This window comes from Streptomyces sp. NPDC096310, from assembly GCF_044763125.1.
Classification (GTDB): domain Bacteria; phylum Actinomycetota; class Actinomycetes; order Streptomycetales; family Streptomycetaceae; genus Streptomyces.
Genome location: NZ_JBIWFO010000031.1, coordinates 45,111 through 64,170 on the forward strand (window position 1 = coordinate 45,111; position 19,060 = coordinate 64,170).

Here is a 19,060-nt window from a genome sequence, read left to right on the forward strand (position 1 = left end):
GCCGGATGGCAGTGGAATCAGCCGTGATGCATGCGTACAAAAGGGGCGAATATGGAGTGCGGGGCCGGTTCGGAGTTGACTTTCTCCTCCCTTGACCCGTAGGTATGGCCGGATCACCGGTCGCCTGAACGGGCACGTGGGGCATGGCCCGCCGTCACCGCCGCACACGCCCCGACCTCCGTACGAGGGCGGCGGCGCCCACCAGCGTCCAGGCGGCCAGGGCGACCCAGGCCAGCGCCCGTCCCACAGCCACGAGTCCGTCCGCCCGCTCCGCCGTCCCGAACGTCTCCGTCGCCACCGCGAACATTCCCAGCGGGAAGACGATGGTCCACCAGGCGGGTTCGGACACGAGCGGCACATGACGCACGCCGTGCCGCCAGACCCCGGCCGCCACCAGCACCGGCACCAGCCCCACGGCCCAGGTCCACACCACCGTCACCACCCCCGCCACCGCACCGGCCGCCGTCGGCCACCCGGCGGCGGCACCCGGCTCGTACGAGATGAATCGCGCCCCGGCGAGTACGGAGATGGCTCCGGCGCCCATCGCCACCCAGTAGGGCGGCGACAGCTCGCGCGGGCTGATCCCGAAGCGCAACAGCCGCGCGGCCACCACCCCTGTGGTCACCCCGTACAACAGCACGCCCGTCGACCAACCGGCCAACTCGGCGGCCCGCCAGGCGCCTTGGTCATTCTGCGCCGACGCCGCCAGTACCAGTGACTGCAGTCCCACCACGCACAGAAACCAGCTCCCCTCCGCCGCGCGTACCGTGCCGGCCGCTCCCACCCGGCGCAGTGTGAGCGCCGCCCGGCGGGTCAGCAGCAGCCACACCGGTACGGCCGATGCCAGCAGCAGCACCGACACCGCCGCCCACCGGCCGCCCGCCAGCCGTGTGGCGAGGACGCCCGAGGCCGCGACGAAGGTGAAGAACCCGAACACCTTCGCCGGATCGGCCGCGTCCCGTACGACGCGGTGGCGGTGGCGGCTCAGCCGCCACACCGATGCCACCACCAGCACGGCGTACGCCACCACCGCCATCCCGAGCAACGCGTCCGACAGCCGCCGCAGTTCCAGGGACGCGGCGGCCCGCGAGACGATTCCACCGGCCATCACGGGGGCGAAGCTCGCGGGCAGCAGCCCCTGGGCCGCCTGATCCGCTCTCCGCCCCGCCCGCGCCAGGGCTTCACGCACTATCGCTGACCATGTCACCGCAGCAGGGTGTCCCCGCCCCCAGCCGAAAGCCATCTGCCGGTACCGCTGAGGCGCCGGCGGCAGCGGTGTTTCGGCCACCACCGCCTGGTCGGGGACGGTCGACCGCTTGACGCTTTCTTGGATCTCCTTGGCGCTTCTTTGGGGCAAGGCGGGGCGGCGGCATACCTGCCGGTGCGACTCGAACAGGAGAGCGTGGACGAGGAAGCGAAATCTCGCCACACCGTGGGGCCGGGAAGCGGCCCCGCGGTGTGTCCGGTCGGCGGCGGGGGCCGTATCCTCCCTCGCTCAGGCCTGGGGCGGTCCGCGCCTTTCGGCGGCGGCGCGCCCGCTCGGTGTCACGTCCAGCGCAGCCGGTTGCCCGTTGAATTGCGGGCCAGGAACAGCGTGAGATACGTCTGCCCCGCCATGGCGCCGATGCGGTGCTCCCGCCCGTAGTAGGTGGTAGGTGGCGGCGTACCAGGGGCCGATCAGATAACGGGCGCTCCCGGCGAGGATGGCGCTCACCCGGGTTCCGGCGGCGTCCGCCCCTGAGTAGGAGCCCAGCTTCGGCCAGTTGACCGGGACGACGCTGTCGCCGTCCGCCGCCAGGGCGGTGCCCGTCGTCCCGCCCCGAACACACCGGTGAGTCCGATCGCGCCGGCCGCTCCGAGGAAGTGACGCCGGGAGAGTGCCGGCGGGTCGAACATGGAAGGCCTTCTGACGCTTCTCATTCGAAGAACTTGAGGCTGTACCCGGTGTCGGTGGGGGCACCGGGGACGTTGGCCCGGCGATAGGTGGTGTTGCTCCACCAGACGGCCGTGCCGGTGTACCAGTAGCGGTTGGACCACGAATACGGTGTGCCCTTGGCGACCGCGTGGAACATCGTCGGGAACCGGTTGCCGGACGGCGGCCCGGCGGCGGCGTCGCCGCGGGGCAGGACGAAGGTGTGGTGGCCGGGGCCGTCGACGTTCAGTGTGGGGTCCCAGCCCGGCATCATGGTCGGGGCGTGCGAGCCGAACAGGCAGCCGTTGCTCTTGTACCAGTCCCAGACGTACGTCGGATCGCCGCCGGCCCGCAGCCGCAGGTCGGCGATGCAGTACTGGCTGCTCCAACTGCCGTTCGCGGAGTACGTGATGTGCAACTGCCCGTTGGGGTCGACGATCGGCTGGGGTGCCTCGTTGATGTACGGGTCGCCCACGACCCGTTCCCATGGCTCGCGCGGCTGCGATATGACGTAACGGCCGCCCGTGGTCGTGGTGGGGCCGCTCATCCGGGCGATGTACAGGTTCTGCTCGACGTTGGTGTCACCGGACCAGCCGGACCACACGAACCAGCGCCGGCCGCCGAAGGTGAGGGGCACCCCGTCGATGGCCCACTTGTCGGCGGGCAGGGCGACCTTGGCCGCGGCGGAGTAACCGGTGTCCGGGTCGGCCGAGCTGATGTGGTACATCCGGTGCGCCGCACCCCTGCCGGCGCCGAAGTAGATGCGGTAGCGGCCGTCGTGATGCACGATCTCCGGGGCCCAGACCTCGCCGAGGTCGCCGGTGTCCCGCCACACCTGGTGCTTGGGGGCGGTGGCGACGCCCTCCAGGGTGGACGCCGACCGCACCGCGATGCCGCCGTCCACGGACTTGGCGGAGACATAGAGGTCGCCGACCTTGATGACGCTCGGGTCGGCGCCGCCCACGAGGGGGCGGCCGAGCGTGGACGGCTGATCAGCCGTCCCCCTGACGACGGCCTCGGCGGGTTCGGCGGTGGTCGCGGCGTGCCCGAGGACGAGTGTGGCGACGAGTCCGAGGGGAACGAGGCCGGCGAACCAACGGGTGGGGCGCATCAGGTTCCCCTCGATCATGTCCACGACAGATGGTGGTGCTTTCATCTCAACACCCTGAGACGAGCGGCCGTCAAGAGGTCGGGCGTGAGGTCAGCGCTCCGTTCCGAAGTAGCGGTCTCCGAAGTCGCCTATGCCCGGCATCATGTAGGCGTTCTCGTTGAGTCCCTCCTCGATGGCGGAGGTCACGATCCGCACCCCGGGGTAGCGGTCGCAGACCGCGGCGATGCCCTCGGGGCAGGTGATGAAGTTGACGAAGACGATGTGCTCCTCCGGGACGCCGAGGTCGCGCAGGACCTCGATGGCCGCGAGGGCGGTGCCGCCGGTGGCCAGCATCGGGTCGAGAAGGAGGACCTGGCGGGTGGCGATGTCCTGGGGGAACGCCGTGTAGTACAGGCGCGGCTGCTTGGTCGTCCGGTCGCGCTGGATGAGGATCTTGCCGATTCCGATGCCGGGGACGACGGCGCGCAGCTCGGCCTCCATGCTCTCCCCGGCGCGTACGATCGGCACCCCCACCAGGTTCTCCGCGAAGCGCAGTCCACGGTAGGTCCGGCCGACGGGGGTCGTGACGTCGCGGGGCTCGAAGGGCAGAAGGTTCAGGGCCGCCTCGGTGAGCAGGCGGATGATCCGGCCGGCGTAGAAGACGAAGTCCTCGCGGCGGGCGTCGCGGTCACGGATGACGGTGTGCAGGGCGCGCAACTGGTCGGTCTGCGGCAGCAGATGAACGCTGGTGCCGAGGAGGTGGTGGTACGACGTGGTCGTGGCGGTGGTCGGCTGTGTGACGGTCGCCGGCTGCGTGACGGTGGTCATCGGGGCTCCTCAAAGAGGGAAGAAGGGAGGGAGGGAGGAGGCGGTCAGTCGACCGGGGGCTGCTCGAAGGTGTGGGGGAGTTCCGGGGTGGTGGTGAACTGTCCGGCGGCGACGCGGTACACGGACCGGCCGCCCGAGCGGCGCCACAACTCGCGCATCACGTAGACGAGTTTGGCGTTGTGCTCCTCTTCCTCCTCGACGGCCCGTGCGATGTGCCAGTCCCACTCCCGGGCCCAGCGCGGGTCGTCCGGGTCGTCCATGGCCATGTCGAAGAGGCCGTCGATCGCCGTCAGCTTCGACGGGGCGACGAAGTGGCCCCGGGAGAAGAGCACTCCCAGGATGCCGGTCCAGTAGCAGGCGACCGCGCGGCGCTGCTGCTCGGCGGGCAGGACGTCCGCGATCTGCCGCATCGCGTGGAGCGCGGTGACCAGGTGCAGCAGGAGGAAGTCGCCCGGTTCGGTCAGGTACAGCACGGTGACGAGATGGGCGAGCTGGTCCCAACTGGCGTCGGGGTCCTGCGCGTCGATCCAGGAGGGGGTCTCGTACATCTGCGGGTGGCCCTCACCGAGCATCCGGGCGATCCGGTACTGGAGCCCGGACCGCAGCAGTTCGGGGTGGATGCCGTCGCTCGTACCGCCGACCAGGTCCTCGACCCACGCACCGAGCCGTGGGCGGTTCTCCTCCCAGTGGCGGGCGATGCCCAGCAGTGAGTCCCGGGGCCCGCCGGGGCCGGGCGCGGCGGAGGGCCGGGCGCGCTCGGGGTGGCAGTCGACATACGCGAAGGCCAGGTAGGCGAGGCCCTCGATGGCCATCCGGCGGTTGCCGGCGTCCAGGGCCCAGCCCAGATGGATCGTCGCGTGCTGGAGCGCGCCGGCCCAGCCCGCGAGCAGCCGCGGTACGTAACTCCGCAGCAGGCCCGTCATGCCCAGTTCGCGTTCGCGCCGGTCGAAGAACGCGCAGTAGGCGGCGAAGTCCTCGCGTCGGCCGAGGAGTTCGAGCCAGTTGCTGTCGTCGATCAGCCGCTGGGGGGACCGGGCGGGCTCCACGCGGCAGCCGTACGGTGTGAGGGCGATGTAGTTGTCGTGGTAGGCCCTGATCCGGCCGGGATCGACACCGAGTCCGGAGAGGGCGACGACGGCGTGCTTGATGTGGTTGGTGAGGTGGCCGTTGAACTCGATGTGGTAGGTGCTGTCGTCCAGAAGGCTCTCGACGGTGCGGGTGTCGCCCTCGGCCGGCAGGACGGTGAGGATCTGCTCCACGGCCTGGGCGAACGTGTCGGCGACATGAGTCGGTGAGACGGCCTCCAGCTCCGCCCGCTCGTGCACCCCGTAGGTGACCGCCACCGACGCCAGACCGGCCGCCGCGGCCATCTTCAGGTCGTGTGTGGTGTCGCCCACCATCACGGCGTGCTCGGGCCGGGCGCCGAGCCGTCCGAGGATCAGCAGCCCCGGCTCGGGGTGCGGTTTCGGGTGGGTGACGTCGTCGGCACCGACCAGTGTGGTGACGTGGTCGCGCAGGCCCGCCGCGGTGAGCAGGGCGTCGGCGCTGGCATGGAACTTGCTGGTGGCCACCGTCACCACGATCCCCCGCCGGCGCAGTTCGGCCAGCCCCTCGTGGACGCCGGGGAAGACCAGCGAGCGGGCGCGCGGCAGGATGACGGTACGGAACGCCTCCTGGTAGCGCGCCACACCGTCGGCGACCGAGGGATCGTCCTGCGGCACCCCCAGCAGTTTCCCGAACGCCTGCTCCAGGGGCAGGCCGATGGTGGCCCGGACGTCCGCCGGGTCCCGGGGCGCGAGGCCCATCGCCTCGAAGGCGGCGGCGAACGCCTCCACGATCGCCCGCGGTGAGTCGACGAGCGTTCCGTCCAGGTCGAACATCGCGACACGGGCCGGCCCGGTCGTCTCCGTACCGGCCGGGACCGTCCAAGCCGTGTCCGCGGGGGCCGGGGCGCTCTGGGACGTGGTCGTGGTCACTGGTCTTCCTCTCGTCGGAGCAGGGCGTGGGCCGCCGCGAGCCGGCCGCCGATCCGCGCGGTGTGGATGAGTACGGCGGTGTTGGCCCGAGCGGAGCGTCCCTCGGTGGCGCGGTCCACCGCGCGCATGACGTACTTGGTGACGGCGCCGCCCCGGACCCCGTCCGCCGCCGCGCCGCGCAGGGCGTCGGTGATGGCCGCCTCGACGTCCTGTTCGTCGATGGCGTCCTCCGGCCGGGTCGGGCTGGTGACGAGGACGCCGCCGGGGTTGCCCAGCGCCCAGTGGGTCTCGACGGCGCGGGCGATCAGGGACGCGTCGTCCAGCCGCTGCGGGGCGCGCAGCCCGCTGGAGCGGCAGTAGAAGGCGGGGAAGTCGTCGGAGCCGTGGGCGATGACGGGCACGCCGTGGGTCTCCAGGAACTCCAGCGTCAGACCGAGGTCCAGGATCTTCTTCGCGCCGGCGCAGACCACCGCCACCTTGGAGCGGGTGAACTGGATCAGATCGGAGGAGATGTCCATGGTGGTCTCGGCGCCCCGGTGGACACCGCCGATGCCGGCGGAGGAGAAGAACGGGATGCCGACCAGTTCGGCGGCGACCAGCGACGAGGCGACCGTGGTGGCGCCGGTGCCGCCCGAGGCGAGGACGGCCGCCAGGTCCCTGCTGCTGACCTTGGGAATGCCCGGGGTGGCGGCGAAGCGCTCGATGTCGCCGTCGGTCATCCCGATCATGACGCGGCCGTCGTCGATGCCGATGGTGGCGGGCACCGCGCCGCCGGCCCGTACCGCGTCCTCCACCTTGCGGGCGGTGGCGGCGTTGTCGGGGTAGGGGAGTCCGTGGGTGATGACATTGGATTCGAGGGCGACCACGGGGTCGCCGTCGGCGAGGGCGGTGGCCACCTCGTCGGTGAACACCAGGGGCACCGGACGGTGGCGCCGGGGGGCGGAGATCGTCATGGGAGGGGTCCTTGTCGTCGGCTGCGGGCGGCGGTCAGTAGTTGGGCGTCTTGCGCAGCAACTCCTGCCGGGCGACGATCTCGGGTATGTAGACCCGCTCGTTCCACACGTCCTGGGCGACGGGCTCCAGGGCGATGGAGACGACCTCCTCGGTGCAGCCGAAGGCGTTGCGCACGGCCGTGGTGACCGCGGCGACCAGCTCCAGCTCCTTCTCCTCGGTGATGGGCACCGGGAAGTGCTTGATGTTGATGTGGGGCACTCCGACCTCCTGGACCGTGGCTTGCGCCGGCTGGCTGTGACGGGGGGACGTGCGGGGACCGGCGGGCAGCCGGTCGTTCAGGACGGCGGCGAGCCGGGCGACATGCGGCTCGCGCAGCAGTTCGTAGTGGCCTGCCCGCATCTGGTGGACGGCGGGCGGCCGGGCGGAGTACCCGCCCTCGTTCTCGATGAAGGAGTAGTTGTCGTCGTCGGCCCGCACCAGGGTCACCGGGGCGTCGAGACGGCGTCCGCGTAGCTCGTGGAAGTCGTAGGTGAGGGAGTACGTACGCCGTACGATCCCGGTGACCGCCCGTACCAGCTCCTCGCCGAGGCCGGGGAAGGACGCGGTGACGAACGCGACGAAGCCGTCCTCGTCGGTGACGGTGCGCAGGCACTCGTCCAGCCGCGGGCCGCCGAGTGTGCCGGCGAAGACGGAGAAGAGCAGGGCGAGGAAGGCGCGGTCCCCGAAGTCGGCCCGGCCGGTGGCGCCGACGGCGTCCTCGGGGCGCAGCCGCGGCTGGCCGGGAGCCACGAGGAACAGCTGCTCCACCCGCTCGCCCGCCTGTTCCAGTTGGCGCGCCGCCTCGAAGGCGACCCGGGCGCCGAAGGAGTAACCGCACAGCAGATAGGGGCCGTTCGGCTGGATCTCCCGGATCGCCGCGACATCGGCGGACGCCATGGCGCGGACATCGTCGTACGGGCGCTCGCCGGGGTTGATGCCGTGGGCCTGGACCCCGTGGACGGGCCGCTCGGTGCCGAGGGCCGCGGCCAGCGGGCGCAGATTCATCGGGTAGCCGCCGAGGCCGGGCCAGCAGTACAGCGGGGTGCCCCTGCCCTCGGGCTGGAGCGGCACCAGCCGGGAGGCGGGCCGGGGCGAGGCGGCCTCCAGGGCGATGGCGAGCCGTTCCACGGTGGGAGCCTCGAAGAGGATCTGGAGCGGGATCGCGCCGCCGAAGTCCGCGTTCAGCCGGCTGACCAGGGCCACGGCGAGCAGGGAGTTGCCGCCCAGCTCGAAGAAGTCGTCGGTGACGGAGACCTGGTCGCGCTTGAGGACCGCCTGCCAGACATCGCGGATCCGCCGTTCCAGCGGGGTGCGGGGGGCGACGAAAGCGCGGTCGCCGACGGTCAGTTCGGTCTCCTGGGCGGTCTGGAGGGCCTTCAGGTCGATCTTGCCGTTGGCGGTCTGGGGCAGCCGGTCCAGGACGACGATCCGGTTGGGCAGCATGTAGCGGGGCAGCAGCGCGGCCAGATCCTCCTTGATCAGCTCGGCGGGCCCCTGCATGTGGACCACGTCCTCCTTCATGTCCTCGCCGTGCCACTGCGCCTCGCTGACCCGCCCGCCGACGCAGAAGTACGAGGGTCCGGCGGGCAGCCCGCCGTCGGCGAGGATCCGGTCCAGCCGCTTGGCCGACGGCAGGTCGTTGCCGGACTTCGAGCTGTAGCCCGAGGACATGAGGCCCAGGCGCAGGTCGTTCATCTGGAGGCGCTGGAGTCCGCGGCCCAGGTCGAGGTAGTGCCGCCAGGGGGCGGAGCCGGTGGCGACGATGCTGATACCGAAGTCGGAACGCTCGTAGACCCGCTGGTTGATCGCGATGACGTGCTTCTTGAGGATCACGTCGTCGCCGACGCGGACGAGCCCGGTGCCGGTGTACCGGTACTGGCCCGGCGCCAGGCCCTCGATCCGGGAGGAGTGGGCCTGGACGTAGAGGTCGAGGGGGCCGGTGTCCTCGGACGCGCCCCGCTCCAGCGGCAGGAGGTCGAAGCTGCCCAGGTAGTGGTCGTCCGGCGCGCAGTCGAGACGGTGCCGGACGGCGGGGGTGTACGCGGCCGCGGCGATCCGCAGACCGTGGGCCGGCAGCACCTCGTCGAAGAGGCCGGCCATGTGGCCCGCCTCGATCTCCAGGACCTCGCGGACGTTGTTGCGGTAGACCGGCTCGATGGCGCCGTGCTTGCCGAGGAAGTGGACCCGTACTCCGGTGGTCGCGGTCTCGGCGGCGGGGCCGACGAGCACCAGCCGGTGGTGGAGCGGGTGGTAGTAGTACACGCCCGCGGGGAGGTCGTGCCCCTCGCCGATCTCGACGTGGAGCTGGGTGGCGTACAGGGAGCCGGGGGAGGCGTAGGCGTACTTGGGCAGCAGCCGCTGGTCGCTGAGGTGGCGGCCGAAGTTCCGCAGGATCGTGCCGAGTTCGTCGAGGCCCACGGTCTCGGAGCGCCGGGCGGGCGGCCGCGGCCGGGTCCGGGGGGCGAGCAGACGCAGCAGGTCGTCCCGGGTCACCTCGCCGCCCTCGTAGAAGCGGTACGTCTTGCGGGAGAAGGCGAGGGCCCGCTGCGCGGGGGTGGCCTCGGCGCCGGGCAGGTCCACGGCCGCCCGGCCGGCCAGGTCGGCGTCGGTGCGGCAGCCGGGGTGCGCGAGCTGGGCCCTGACCTGGAGCCGGCTGTGCTTGGACTGGTGGTGGGAGCCGTGGTTGCCCTGGTCCATCAGGGCGGCTTCCTTGGGGTTGAGTTCGACGAAGGCGACGAGGTTCTGGAAGCCCGTGGCGGCGTCGTCGCGGAGCAGGACGGCGGCGGCGCGTACCCAGTCGTGTGTCTCGACGGTCTGGCGTATCTCGTCCAGTTCGACCCGGTAGCCGCGCAGCTTGACCTGGTTGTCGGCGCGTCCGACGAACTGCACCGTGCCGTCGGCGTTGACGTGGGCGAGGTCGCCGGTCCGGTAGAGGCGGGAGCCGGGCGCGTCGGAGAAGGGGTCGGCCAGGAACCGGTCGCCGGTCAGGTCGGGGCGGCCGAGGTAGCCGCGGGCCACCTGCGCCCCGCCGATGTACAGTTCGCCGATCTCCCCGGCGGAGACCGGTGCGCCGTCCGGTTTCAGGACGTGCAGGGAGGTGCCGCGTACGGGGGTGCCGATCGGCATGACGAGCGGGCCGTCCTCCAGCGCCGCGCGGTCCACCACGAAGGACGAGGCGTTGATGGTGCACTCGGTGGGGCCGTAGAGGTTGACCAGACGGGCGTCCGGCATGGTGTCCAGGCACTGTGCGGCGAGGCTGCGGGAGAGCGCCTCGCCCCCGCTGAAGATCTGGCGCAGGGACCGGCAGGCGGGGAACTTCTCGGTGTCCAGGAGCGCCTGGAGCAGGGTGGGTACGCACTGGAGGATGGTCACGCCGTGCCGCTGGACCGTGGCGATGATGGCCTCGGGGTCGCGGTAGATACCGGGGGATCCCATCACCACGGTGCTGCCGCAGGCGAGGGCGAGTAATTCCCACTGCGCGGCATCGAAACTCATGGGGGTTTTCTGCAGCACCGTTTCGTTTTCGTCGAGACCGCACTCGTCGTGCAGCCATCGCATTTGGCTCACGATACTCCGGTGCTCGACCATCACACCCTTGGGCTTACCGGTGCTGCCGGAGGTGTAAATAACATAGGCGAGATCGTCGGGCCTTATCTCCGGCTCCGGCAGGCCGGCCGCGCGGCTGTGTTTCTCCGACGATTCCAGTATGTCGTCGAGGGTGAGCACGGTGACTCCGGCCGGAGCCAGTTCCCGAAGAGCCGGCGAGAGGAATTCCTGGGTGAGGACGATGTCGACGCCGGCGTCGAGCAGCATGTACGCGATCCGCTCCTCCGGGTATTCCGGCGACAGCGGTACGTAGCACCCGCCGGCCCACAGGATTCCCCAGACGCCCTTCAGCAGGTCGAGCGACGGCTCCATGAACACGCCGACCCGGCTGTCCCGGCCCACTCCGGCCCGTCTAAGCAGCTTCCCCACACGGGAGCTGCACTCCGTCAACTGGGCGAAGGTCAGGCTCTGGCGCTCGTGGACGGCGGCGATCCGGTCGGGAGTGGCCTGTGCTTGTTCGCGCAACAGGCCGGGCAGGCCGAGGGTGGCACGACGAGAGCAGGGGACGGTCTCTACGCTCATGGGGGAGTCTTCCTTTTTCCGCGTCTCGGGAGGGTGGCGTCCACGGTGAGGACGGGGCGCCGTGTGGAACTCTGTGTTCTTTTCCTGGGGCGGTACTCAGAATTGCTCGTCGGCCAGTGCGGTGGCGACCTGTGCGGAATGCGAGCGGAACGTCTGCGGATCGAACCGGAATTCCCGGGGAGTTCTGAACGGGCGTCGCGCAGTTCATCAAAAAATACCACGAAGAACCGATGCGCGCCAGATCCGTGCGTTACCGCATGCTATCTCCCCGAGTCATTTCCCTACGGATATCACGGGAAATGAAAGGTGAAATGCGGGAGATGGTTCGTTTCTGTGGAGCGTTTTTCTGCCGAGCCGGTCCGTTCTAGCCGATCTGACGGTCGCGGCCCGCGGGCACGGCGGCCGCGATCTGGACCAGTGTCAGCACCAGGACGAAGGCGAGGGGAAGCCGCCAGCCGCCGGCGTGGTCGTAGAGGACACCCACGACGAGGGGGCCGGGAATGGACAGGGCGTAGCCGAAACTCTGCACGAAGCCGGAGAGCCGGGCGACGGTGGTGCCGTCGCGGCCCCGCATGCCGATCATCGTCAGGGCCAGCGGGAAGGAGCAGTTGGCGACGCCCAGCAGGACCGCCCAGAGCCAGGGTGCGACGGCGGGGTCGAACCACAGCCCGGCATACCCGGCGAAGCCGCACGCGCCGATCGCCGCGGCGATCCCGCTCTGGTGGCGCAGCCGGCCGGCCACCGCCGACAGTGCGAGGGACAAGGGCACCCCCAGCAGCGAGGACACGGAGAACAGCAGCCCCGCGGTTCCGGCGGACAGGCCCGCGTCCCGGTAGATCTGGGGCAGCCAGCCGATGATGATGTAGGCGGAACTCGCCTGGAGTCCGAAGTACGCGGTGAGCGCCCAGGCCGTGGGGTCGCGGGTGAGCCGGCTCTCCGCGGCGGGCGGCGGTCCGACCGCGCCGCCGAGGTGGCCCGCGGGCTGCTTCGTCCGGCGGCGCGCCAGGGCCAGCCAGGGGGGTACGGCCAGCGCGGCCAGCACCGACCAGGCCGCGAGACCGTACCGCCAGTCGCCGCCGAACGCCTGCGTCAGGGGCACCGTCAGCGCCGCCGCGGACGAGGCGCCGGCGTTCAGCGCCATGGAGTACAGGCCGGTCATCGCGCCCACCCGGTCGGGGAAGCGCTGTTTGACGACCATCGGCAACAGCACGTTGGCCACGGCGATCCCGGCCAGCGACAGTGCCGTCAGGACGACGAACAGCACCGGGTCGAAGGCGAACGAACGCAGCGCCAGTCCCGCGGCGAGCACCGCGCCCGCGACCGCGATGACGCCGCTCGCCCCGAAGCGCCGGGCCAGCAGCGGGGCCGTCGAGCCGACCACCGCGAAACACACCGCGGGGATGGAGGTCACGAGCCCGGTCACCGACCCGCTCATGTCGAGGCTGTCCCTTACCTCCTCCAGGACGGGGCCGAGGCTGGTGACGCCGGGGCGCAGATTGAGGGCGGCCAGGACCAGCGCCACCACGGCCAGACGGCGCACGCCGCGCGGCGTGCCGCGGGGCGGGGCCGTGGTGGAACGAGGGGTGCTCTCGTTGACCTCATCCGTTGTCATAGACCCCATCATAGAGTCATCCCATGACTCTATGTCCAGTGATTCTCGTAGAGTCATGGGATGACTGTAGGTCTGACGTAGGCTGTGCGGCATGAACATGGATCCCGTACGCCGCCAAGCCCTGGGCGACCAAGTGATCACCCGGCTTCGCGAGCAGATCACCTCAGGCGCCTGGCCCGTCGGCAGCCGCATCCCCACCGAGACCGAACTCGTCGAACAGCTCGGCGTCGCCCGCAACACCGTGCGCGAGGCCATCCGGGCCCTGGCGCACACCGGGCTGCTGGACATCCGCCACGGCTCCGGCTCCTATGTCCAGGCCACCAGCGAACTCGCCGGCATGATGCGCAACCGCTTCCAGAAGGCCAGGACGGAGGACATCGCCGATGTCCGCAGCGCCCTTGAGGTGCGCGCCGCCCGTCTCGCCTGCCAACGCCGTACGGAGGACGACCTGGAACGGCTCGACCACGCGCTCCAGCAGCGCCAGGACGCGTGGGCCGCCGGCGACCGGGTGGCCTTCGTCAACGCCGATGTGGCCTTCCATCTGGCCGTCGTCACCGCGTCCCGCAACTCCGTGCTCGCCGGGCTCCACGCCGACCTCGGCGAGGTCATCCGCGACTCCCTCCTGGACCACTTCGGCGACGCGCTGCGTTCCGAGCAGTTCCAGGACCACGCCACCCTGGTCGACGCCATCCGCGACCGCGACGCCGACCGGGCGGCGCGTGAGGCGGGCTCCTACATGGACTGAGACCTGCGGCGCAGCGGCACCACGTTCCACCAGGTCAGGCAGCGCAGGACCCACTCCAGCGGCCCGTACCGGAAGCGGGCCAGCCACCAGCGGCTGAAGAGGGCCTGCGCCGCGACAACGGCCGCCGCCAGGACCATGGCGGTGACCCAGCGGGAGGAGTGCCGCAGTCCCAGCGGACCCGCCGCGGCGAGCACGAGGACCGTCGCGGTGAGGTAGTTGGTCAGCGCCATCCTGCCGAGCGGTTCGAGGACCGCCGACAGCGGCCGGCCCAGCCGGGTGCGCAGGACGAGCAGCAGCGCGGTGGCGTACACGGCGGCGCCCAGGAGACCGGCCGCCGCCGCGATCCGCGTGGCGTACGGTCCGGCGGACGGGTAGCCGTGCTCCAGCCGGCCGACGGCGACCGCCCCCGCGACGGCCAGGGCGAGTACGAGGGCGAGTTGCCCGGTACGGCGGTCCAGCGTGCCGGCGACACCCAGGCGTGCGACGGCGAGCCCGAGCAGGAACAGCCCCGGGACGCTCGCCAGTCCGCCCCCGACGAGGGTGACCGAGGCGACGAGCCCGAGCAGCCCCGCAGGCAGCACCACCCAGGTCGGCAGCCATGAGGCGGGCAGCAGGATCAGCAGCCCGAAGACCGCGTACGGAAGCAGCGCCTCCCCGGGGTGCACCTGCTGGTGCGCGAAGCCGAGCAGCCCCAGCACCACCAGCCGGCGGGCCAGCAGCAGCCGGGGGCGGGGCGACCGGCGCGCCGCGCTCTCCAGGAAGAGCGCGAAGCTCAGTCCGAAGAGGAACGCGAAGACGGGGAAGAACCGCTGATGGACGAAGAGGTCCAGGAACGCGGGGACCGGATAGACGCGGGAAGCGTCGTCCTGCTTGGGCATCTCCATCAACTGATACGGAAGATTGACCAGCAGGATGCCGCAGAGCGCGAAGCCGCGCAGCGCGTCCAGCGCGGTGATCCGGCGTGGCGCCCGCGCGGCGGGTTCCTGGGCGGTGGCCCGGTCCGTCGAGGTCGTTGTGTTCATGGCATTCACGGTGCGGCAGCGCCGCCGTACGGCACTTCGGCCGGACGGCCGTTCCCCATCGGCCGTCCGGCCGATACGGGCTCCTCCCCGGGGCCGCCCCTGACCCGGGGCCCGTTCACTCCGGGAAGCCGGAATCCTCCGGGACCGTGCCCGTCGCCCATGCCCACGCGGCGATCTCCACCCGGTTGCGCACGGCCAGCTTGGACTGGATGTTCGTCAGATGCGTCTTGACGGTTCCGAGCGACAGGAACAGGTTCCCGCAGATCTCCTGGTTGGTGCGCCCCACCGCGACCAGCCGCGCCACATCCAGCTCACGCGCCGTCAGCGCCGCCTTCGGGGCACGGCCGCCGGAGGACGACGGACCGCGCCGGCCCTCCAGTTGACGCAGCAGCCGTACCGTGACCGCGGGGGATATCAGCGCGTCCCCGCGCCGCGCCGCCCGTACCGCCTCGACGAGCAGCGCGGGGCTGGCGTCCTTCAGTAGAAACCCGCAGGCGCCGTGGCGCAGCGCCCGGCTGACGTAGTCGTCCTGGTCGAAGGTGGTGATCACGACGACGCGCATCCGGTCGGCCGACCCGGGGCCGGCCAGGATGCGCGTGACCTCCAGCCCGTCCAGCGCGGGCATCCGGATGTCGACGAGGCACACGTCCGGCCGCAGCCTTCTGGCCATCTCCACACAGGCGGCGCCGTCGGCGGCCTCGCCCACGACCTCGATACCGGGCTGGGCGTCCAGGATCAGCCGGAACCCCGTACGGACCAGATGCTGATCGTCGGCGATGAGCACCCTGGTCACCGGGGACGCCGTGCTGTCCGCTGCCGTCGTATCACTCACCGGGCCGATCCTGCCATGTCCGTCTCACCCGGCCGATCCTGCCATGTCCGCCTCAGGCGGCGGATCCCGCCGTGTCCAGCACGGGGAAGACGCCGACGACCCGCCAGCCGCCGTCCGGTGTCCTGCCCGCCTCCAGCAGCCCTTCGACCGCTGCCACCCGCTCCCGGAGCCCCACCATGCCGAAGCCCCCGCGGCCTCCGACCGGTGACGCGGCGGGCGGCGCGGCCGGGGGCGTGTTGTCGATCTCCACTCGCAGCCGTCCGCCCTCCGTGTCCACCCGTACGGCCACCAGCGCGCCGGGGGCGTGCCGTTGCGCGTTGGTCAGCGACTCCTGCACCACGCGGTGCACGGAGAGCTCCACCTCGGGCGCGAGTCGCGCCGAGCGGGCGGCGGCGGCCACCGAGAGGGTGGCGTCCGCGCCGTCCGCGCCGTCCTCGCCACCGCAGAAGCCGGAGACCATGCCGGCCAGTTCGGTGAACAGCTCACCGGGCCGCCGGGGTGTGCCCTCGACCTCTCGCAGCACCCGTACCAGGCGGCGCATGGAATCCAGCGTCTCCATACCGGACTTCTGGATGCTCTCCAGGATCGGATCGAGGTGTTCGGGTGCCGTCGCCCGGATCGCCAGCCCGGCGTTCGCCTGCACGACGATGCCGGTCACATGGTGGGCGACGAAGTCGTGGAGGTCCCGGGCCAGCTCCATACGCTCCGCCTGCCGGACGCTGTCCATCGCGCGGGCCTGGTACCCGTCCTGCACACGGAGGTAGCAGCCGAACGCGACCGCCGCGCCGATGGCGAAGGTGAGCGAGAAGGAGCCCGCCAGCACGCCCGCGTTGTGCAGCCGTACCGGGCCGAGGAGCACCGCGATCCCCAGCGCGACGGCGACGTACGGCCGGCCGGCCCGCCGACAGGTCCGGGCGAGCAGGATGAGCAGGCAGACCGACTCCAGCACCCCCCAGTTCCCGCCGGATTCAAGGCTCCTGAGCTCCATCACCCCCGTCAGTACCGTCGAACCGCATGCCGCGATCCAGGCGCGCCGCTCCAGGGACAGCCACCGGTAGGGCAGATGCAGAAATACGGCGGCCACCGGCCCGGACACCAGGGGCAGCAGCCAGTCGCGTTCGGGGGTGCGCAGCCCCCCGGTGGACACCACGTCCCCCAGCCACACCGCGGTGAGCACCGCGTACAGCGCGACGGACAGGGCTCTCTGTACGGGCAAAGGGGACGACGGGGTGGTCTTCGGCGGGTCCGCGGTCAGCGGGGCATGCGCGTTCACCACGCGGAGACTATCCAACGCGGGCCGCCCGGCGGGTCGGCCGAACGGCCGATGCGGGCAGGGGGACGCGGGGCGCGGGAAGGGCCGGGCCAAGGGGCCGAGGGGCGGCGGCCCGCGCGCGTCCGCGCCGGAGGGCGGGGCCCTTCGGCGCGGACGAGTGGGGCGTACAAGGGGGCCGGCCGTCCTGTTCACGGCCCTCCGGCTGATGTCAGCGCGTCGCGGTCTGCCGCCCGGGTGAGCGGCCAGACTCGCACCGGCGTACGCGCCCTCGCGTCGGTGAAATTCGCCTACGGGGCGGCAGTTCAGGGACCAATCCGGCCGCGCCCGCTGGTGGGCGAGCCCGTGCAGGCCCAGCCACAACGCGACCGCGTCGGCGGCCGGGTTCGTGCCCGTGCGGTGCCCCGCGGCGGGACGGTCGGAGAGGCAGCCGGTGAGGCGGTCGGTGAGGATCCCCATCGCCCCCCATCGCCTCCCCGCCGAGGGTGCCCGGATCACCGGAGGCGGCGGGAGGGGCGTCGGTGCCGCCGCCGAACATGAGGCGGTGGCGAACGCAAGGGGAACACCCTTAAGTTTCGCGCTGTAAGGTGACGTCATGGGAGATGACGCATCAGCGGTACGCGTCCGCGTGCGGAACCGCCGCGGCCAGGGTGACCGGCTGCGCGACGAGATCGTGGCGGCGGCGGTCGGCCTGCTCGACGAGACCGGTGACGAGAGCGCCATCACCCTGCGCTCCGTGGCCCGCCGTGTCGGGATCGCCGCCCCCTCGATCTACCGCCACTTCCCCGACCAGCCCGCCATCATGCTGGCCGCCGTACGCAGCGCCTTCGCCGAGCTGGACGAACAGTTGCGCACCGACCTGGACGCCGCGGGTGACGCGCCCCGTGAGCGGCTCATGGCCCTGTGCCGGAGCTATCTGGAGTTCGCCGAGGCCCACCCCGGGCGCTACCGCACGATGTTCGGCGGGCTGTGGATGCCCGATCTGGCGGAGGGTTCCGTGACCGAGGAGGATGTGGGCACGCTCGGCCGGGTGAGCATGGAGCGACTCGCCGTGGCCCTGGAGGAGTGCGTCACCGCCGGCTGTACGACCAGCACCGATGTGTCCGCCGACGTGGTCGCGTTGTGGCTGGGCCTGCACGGTCTCGCCCATCAGCGCGCGGTGGCCCCCGCTTTCCCCTGGCCGCCGGACATCGCCGACCGCGTGATCACCGCGCTCGCGCACTTCACGGACGAGTAGGGCGGCGCCCGCGCCGAACGCGGCGCCTCGGCCGCCGCGCGCGCCCGGCACTCGCGCGGGGGCGTCCGGGGGTGTCCGCGACCTTGTCGGCCCGGCGGGAGGGGCCTATTCTCACGGCTAGTCAGAAAGCGCTTTCCCTCTCTTGGTGTCCATGTGTATGACATGGACATGGCACATGGCATATGCCTGCTCGGTCGAGACGAATGACGGAGAGACAGATATGAACATGCGAGTCGCACCACGGTTCCGTGCGGTGCTGGTCACGGTGGCCCTCGCGGCCGTGACCAGCGCCGTGGTGTCCGTACCCCCGGCGTCGGCGGCGGTCGGCAGCGCCACCGGTTACGCGACCCAGAACGGCGGGACCACCGGCGGGGCCGGCGGGCAGACCGTGCGGGCCACCACGGGGACCGCGATCCACCAGGCCCTGTGCGGCCGGGCCAGCAGCAGTACCCCGATCACCATCGAGGTCGAGGGCACCATCAACCACGGCAACACCAGCAAGGTGTCCGGCGCGAGCTGCAACACCGCCGCCGGGCTGATCGAGCTGAAGCAGATCAGCAACGTCACCATCCTGGGGGTCGGCAGCGGTGCCGTCTTCGATCAACTGGGCATCCACATACGTGAGTCCAGCAACATCATCATCCAGAACGTGACCGTACGGAACGTCAAGAAGTCCGGCTCGCCCACGTCCAACGGCGGTGACGCCATCGGCATGGAGCGGAACGTCCGCAACATATGGGTCGACCACACCACCCTGGAGGCGTCCGGCGGGGAGTCGGAGGGATTCGACGGACTCTTCGACATGAAGGACAACACCCAGTATGTGACCCTCTCCTACAGCGTCCTGCGCAACTCCGGCCGCGGCGGGCTCGTCGGGTCCAGTGAGACCGAGCTGTCGAACAGCTTCATCACGTACCACCACAACCGGTACGAGAACATCGACTCCCGTGCGCCCCTGCTGCGGGGCGGCGTGGCCCACATGTACAACAACCACTACGTGAAGCTCAACGAGTCCGGCATCAACTCCCGGGCCGGGGCCCGCGCCAAGGTGGACAACAACTACTTCGAGGACTCCAAGGACGTCCTGGGCACCTTCTACACCGACACGGTCGGGTACTGGCAGGTCGCCGGCAACACGTTCGACAACGTCACCTGGTCCACCCCCGGCAGCGAGAACAAGCCCGCCGGGCCCAACCCGCAGTCCAACACCACCGTCAGCATCCCGTACTCGTACAGCCTCGACGGGACGGCCTGCGTACCGAGCATCGTGAGCCGGACCGCGGGCGCGGGCAAGGGGCTCCAGGTCTCGAACGGTAGCTGCTAGTACTCCAGTCTGACTTCGCGATCTTGTCGCGGACCCGGCTGGGAACGGGTACGGCCACCGCGTGATCATCGGGGGTTGTGTGGACTCCTGA

13 protein-coding genes and 1 pseudogene are annotated in these 19,060 nt (G+C 71.2%); 3 read left to right on the top strand and 11 right to left on the bottom strand.

Going from position 1 to position 19,060, the window contains the following annotated elements:
* Positions 1–154: 154 nt before the first annotated feature.
* The 8 genes from ACIQ7D_RS34080 to ACIQ7D_RS34115 all read right to left on the bottom strand — a co-directional run bounded on the left by ACIQ7D_RS34080 (position 155) and on the right by ACIQ7D_RS34115 (position 12,539).
* Positions 155–1,207 (bottom strand): tellurite resistance/C4-dicarboxylate transporter family protein, encoded by a 1,053-nt coding sequence (locus ACIQ7D_RS34080; RefSeq protein WP_403944494.1) that lies wholly within the window; start codon positions 1,205–1,207, stop codon positions 155–157.
* Positions 1,208–1,710: 503 nt separating this feature from the next.
* The gene (locus tag ACIQ7D_RS34085) at positions 1,711–1,920 is read right to left on the bottom strand and encodes a twin-arginine translocation signal domain-containing protein (protein ID WP_403944496.1); all 210 of its coding nucleotides are present in this window, start codon (positions 1,918–1,920) and stop codon (positions 1,711–1,713) included.
* Complete coding sequence (locus tag ACIQ7D_RS34090; RefSeq protein WP_403944529.1) at positions 1,917–2,876, bottom strand: glycoside hydrolase family 43 protein; 960 nt, start codon at positions 2,874–2,876, stop codon at positions 1,917–1,919. Before ACIQ7D_RS34090 ends, ACIQ7D_RS34085 begins: the two co-directional genes overlap by 4 nt.
* A 237-nt stretch (positions 2,877–3,113) precedes the next feature.
* Positions 3,114–3,830 carry a uracil phosphoribosyltransferase gene (upp, locus tag ACIQ7D_RS34095; protein WP_403944498.1) on the bottom strand — a complete coding sequence of 239 codons (717 nt, stop codon included), beginning with the start codon at positions 3,828–3,830 and terminating at the stop codon, positions 3,114–3,116.
* A 44-nt stretch (positions 3,831–3,874) separates the two neighbouring features.
* Entirely contained in the window at positions 3,875–5,806 is a 1,932-nt protein-coding gene (locus ACIQ7D_RS34100; protein WP_403944500.1) for an HAD-IA family hydrolase, read from the bottom strand.
* Positions 5,803–6,759, bottom strand: a complete 957-nt coding sequence (locus tag ACIQ7D_RS34105) for a pseudouridine-5'-phosphate glycosidase (protein WP_403944502.1) — start codon at positions 6,757–6,759, stop codon at positions 5,803–5,805. Before ACIQ7D_RS34105 ends, ACIQ7D_RS34100 begins: the two co-directional genes overlap by 4 nt.
* A 34-nt stretch (positions 6,760–6,793) precedes the next feature.
* Complete coding sequence (locus ACIQ7D_RS34110) at positions 6,794–10,927, bottom strand: amino acid adenylation domain-containing protein (protein ID WP_403944504.1); 4,134 nt, start codon at positions 10,925–10,927, stop codon at positions 6,794–6,796.
* Positions 10,928–11,291: 364 nt separating this feature from the next.
* Positions 11,292–12,539 (bottom strand): CynX/NimT family MFS transporter, encoded by a 1,248-nt coding sequence (locus ACIQ7D_RS34115; protein ID WP_403944506.1) that lies wholly within the window; start codon positions 12,537–12,539, stop codon positions 11,292–11,294.
* Between the two features lie 91 nt (positions 12,540–12,630).
* Between ACIQ7D_RS34115 and ACIQ7D_RS34120 the strand changes: the two genes are divergently transcribed.
* Positions 12,631–13,284: a FadR/GntR family transcriptional regulator gene (locus ACIQ7D_RS34120; RefSeq protein ID WP_403944508.1), complete on the top strand. Its 654-nt coding sequence runs from the start codon at positions 12,631–12,633 to the stop codon at positions 13,282–13,284.
* On the opposite strand, the gene ACIQ7D_RS34125 is transcribed toward ACIQ7D_RS34120, so the two are convergent.
* The 3 genes from ACIQ7D_RS34125 to ACIQ7D_RS34135 form a co-directional block, all read right to left on the bottom strand.
* Entirely contained in the window at positions 13,272–14,306 is a 1,035-nt protein-coding gene (locus tag ACIQ7D_RS34125; RefSeq protein ID WP_403944510.1) for a DUF418 domain-containing protein, read from the bottom strand. The two genes, ACIQ7D_RS34120 and ACIQ7D_RS34125, sit on opposite strands and share 13 nt — an antisense overlap.
* 115 nt (positions 14,307–14,421) lie before the next feature.
* On the bottom strand, positions 14,422–15,138 hold the full coding sequence (locus ACIQ7D_RS34130) for a response regulator (RefSeq protein ID WP_403944512.1): 717 nt from the start codon (positions 15,136–15,138) through the stop codon (positions 14,422–14,424).
* A 52-nt stretch (positions 15,139–15,190) separates the two neighbouring features.
* Positions 15,191–16,411 (bottom strand): sensor histidine kinase, encoded by a 1,221-nt coding sequence (locus ACIQ7D_RS34135; protein WP_403944514.1) that lies wholly within the window; start codon positions 16,409–16,411, stop codon positions 15,191–15,193.
* 592 nt (positions 16,412–17,003) lie between these two features.
* Between ACIQ7D_RS34135 and ACIQ7D_RS34140 the strand changes: the two genes are divergently transcribed.
* Together ACIQ7D_RS34140 and ACIQ7D_RS34145 are read left to right on the top strand one after the other, a co-directional pair.
* Positions 17,004–17,645, top strand: coding sequence for a TetR/AcrR family transcriptional regulator (locus ACIQ7D_RS34140; protein WP_403944517.1), 642 nt, complete (start codon positions 17,004–17,006; stop codon positions 17,643–17,645).
* A gap of 220 nt (positions 17,646–17,865) precedes the next feature.
* Positions 17,866–18,966: pseudogene (locus tag ACIQ7D_RS34145) on the top strand (polysaccharide lyase family 1 protein); the annotation flags it as partial.
* Between the last annotated feature and the right edge of the window lie 94 nt (positions 18,967–19,060).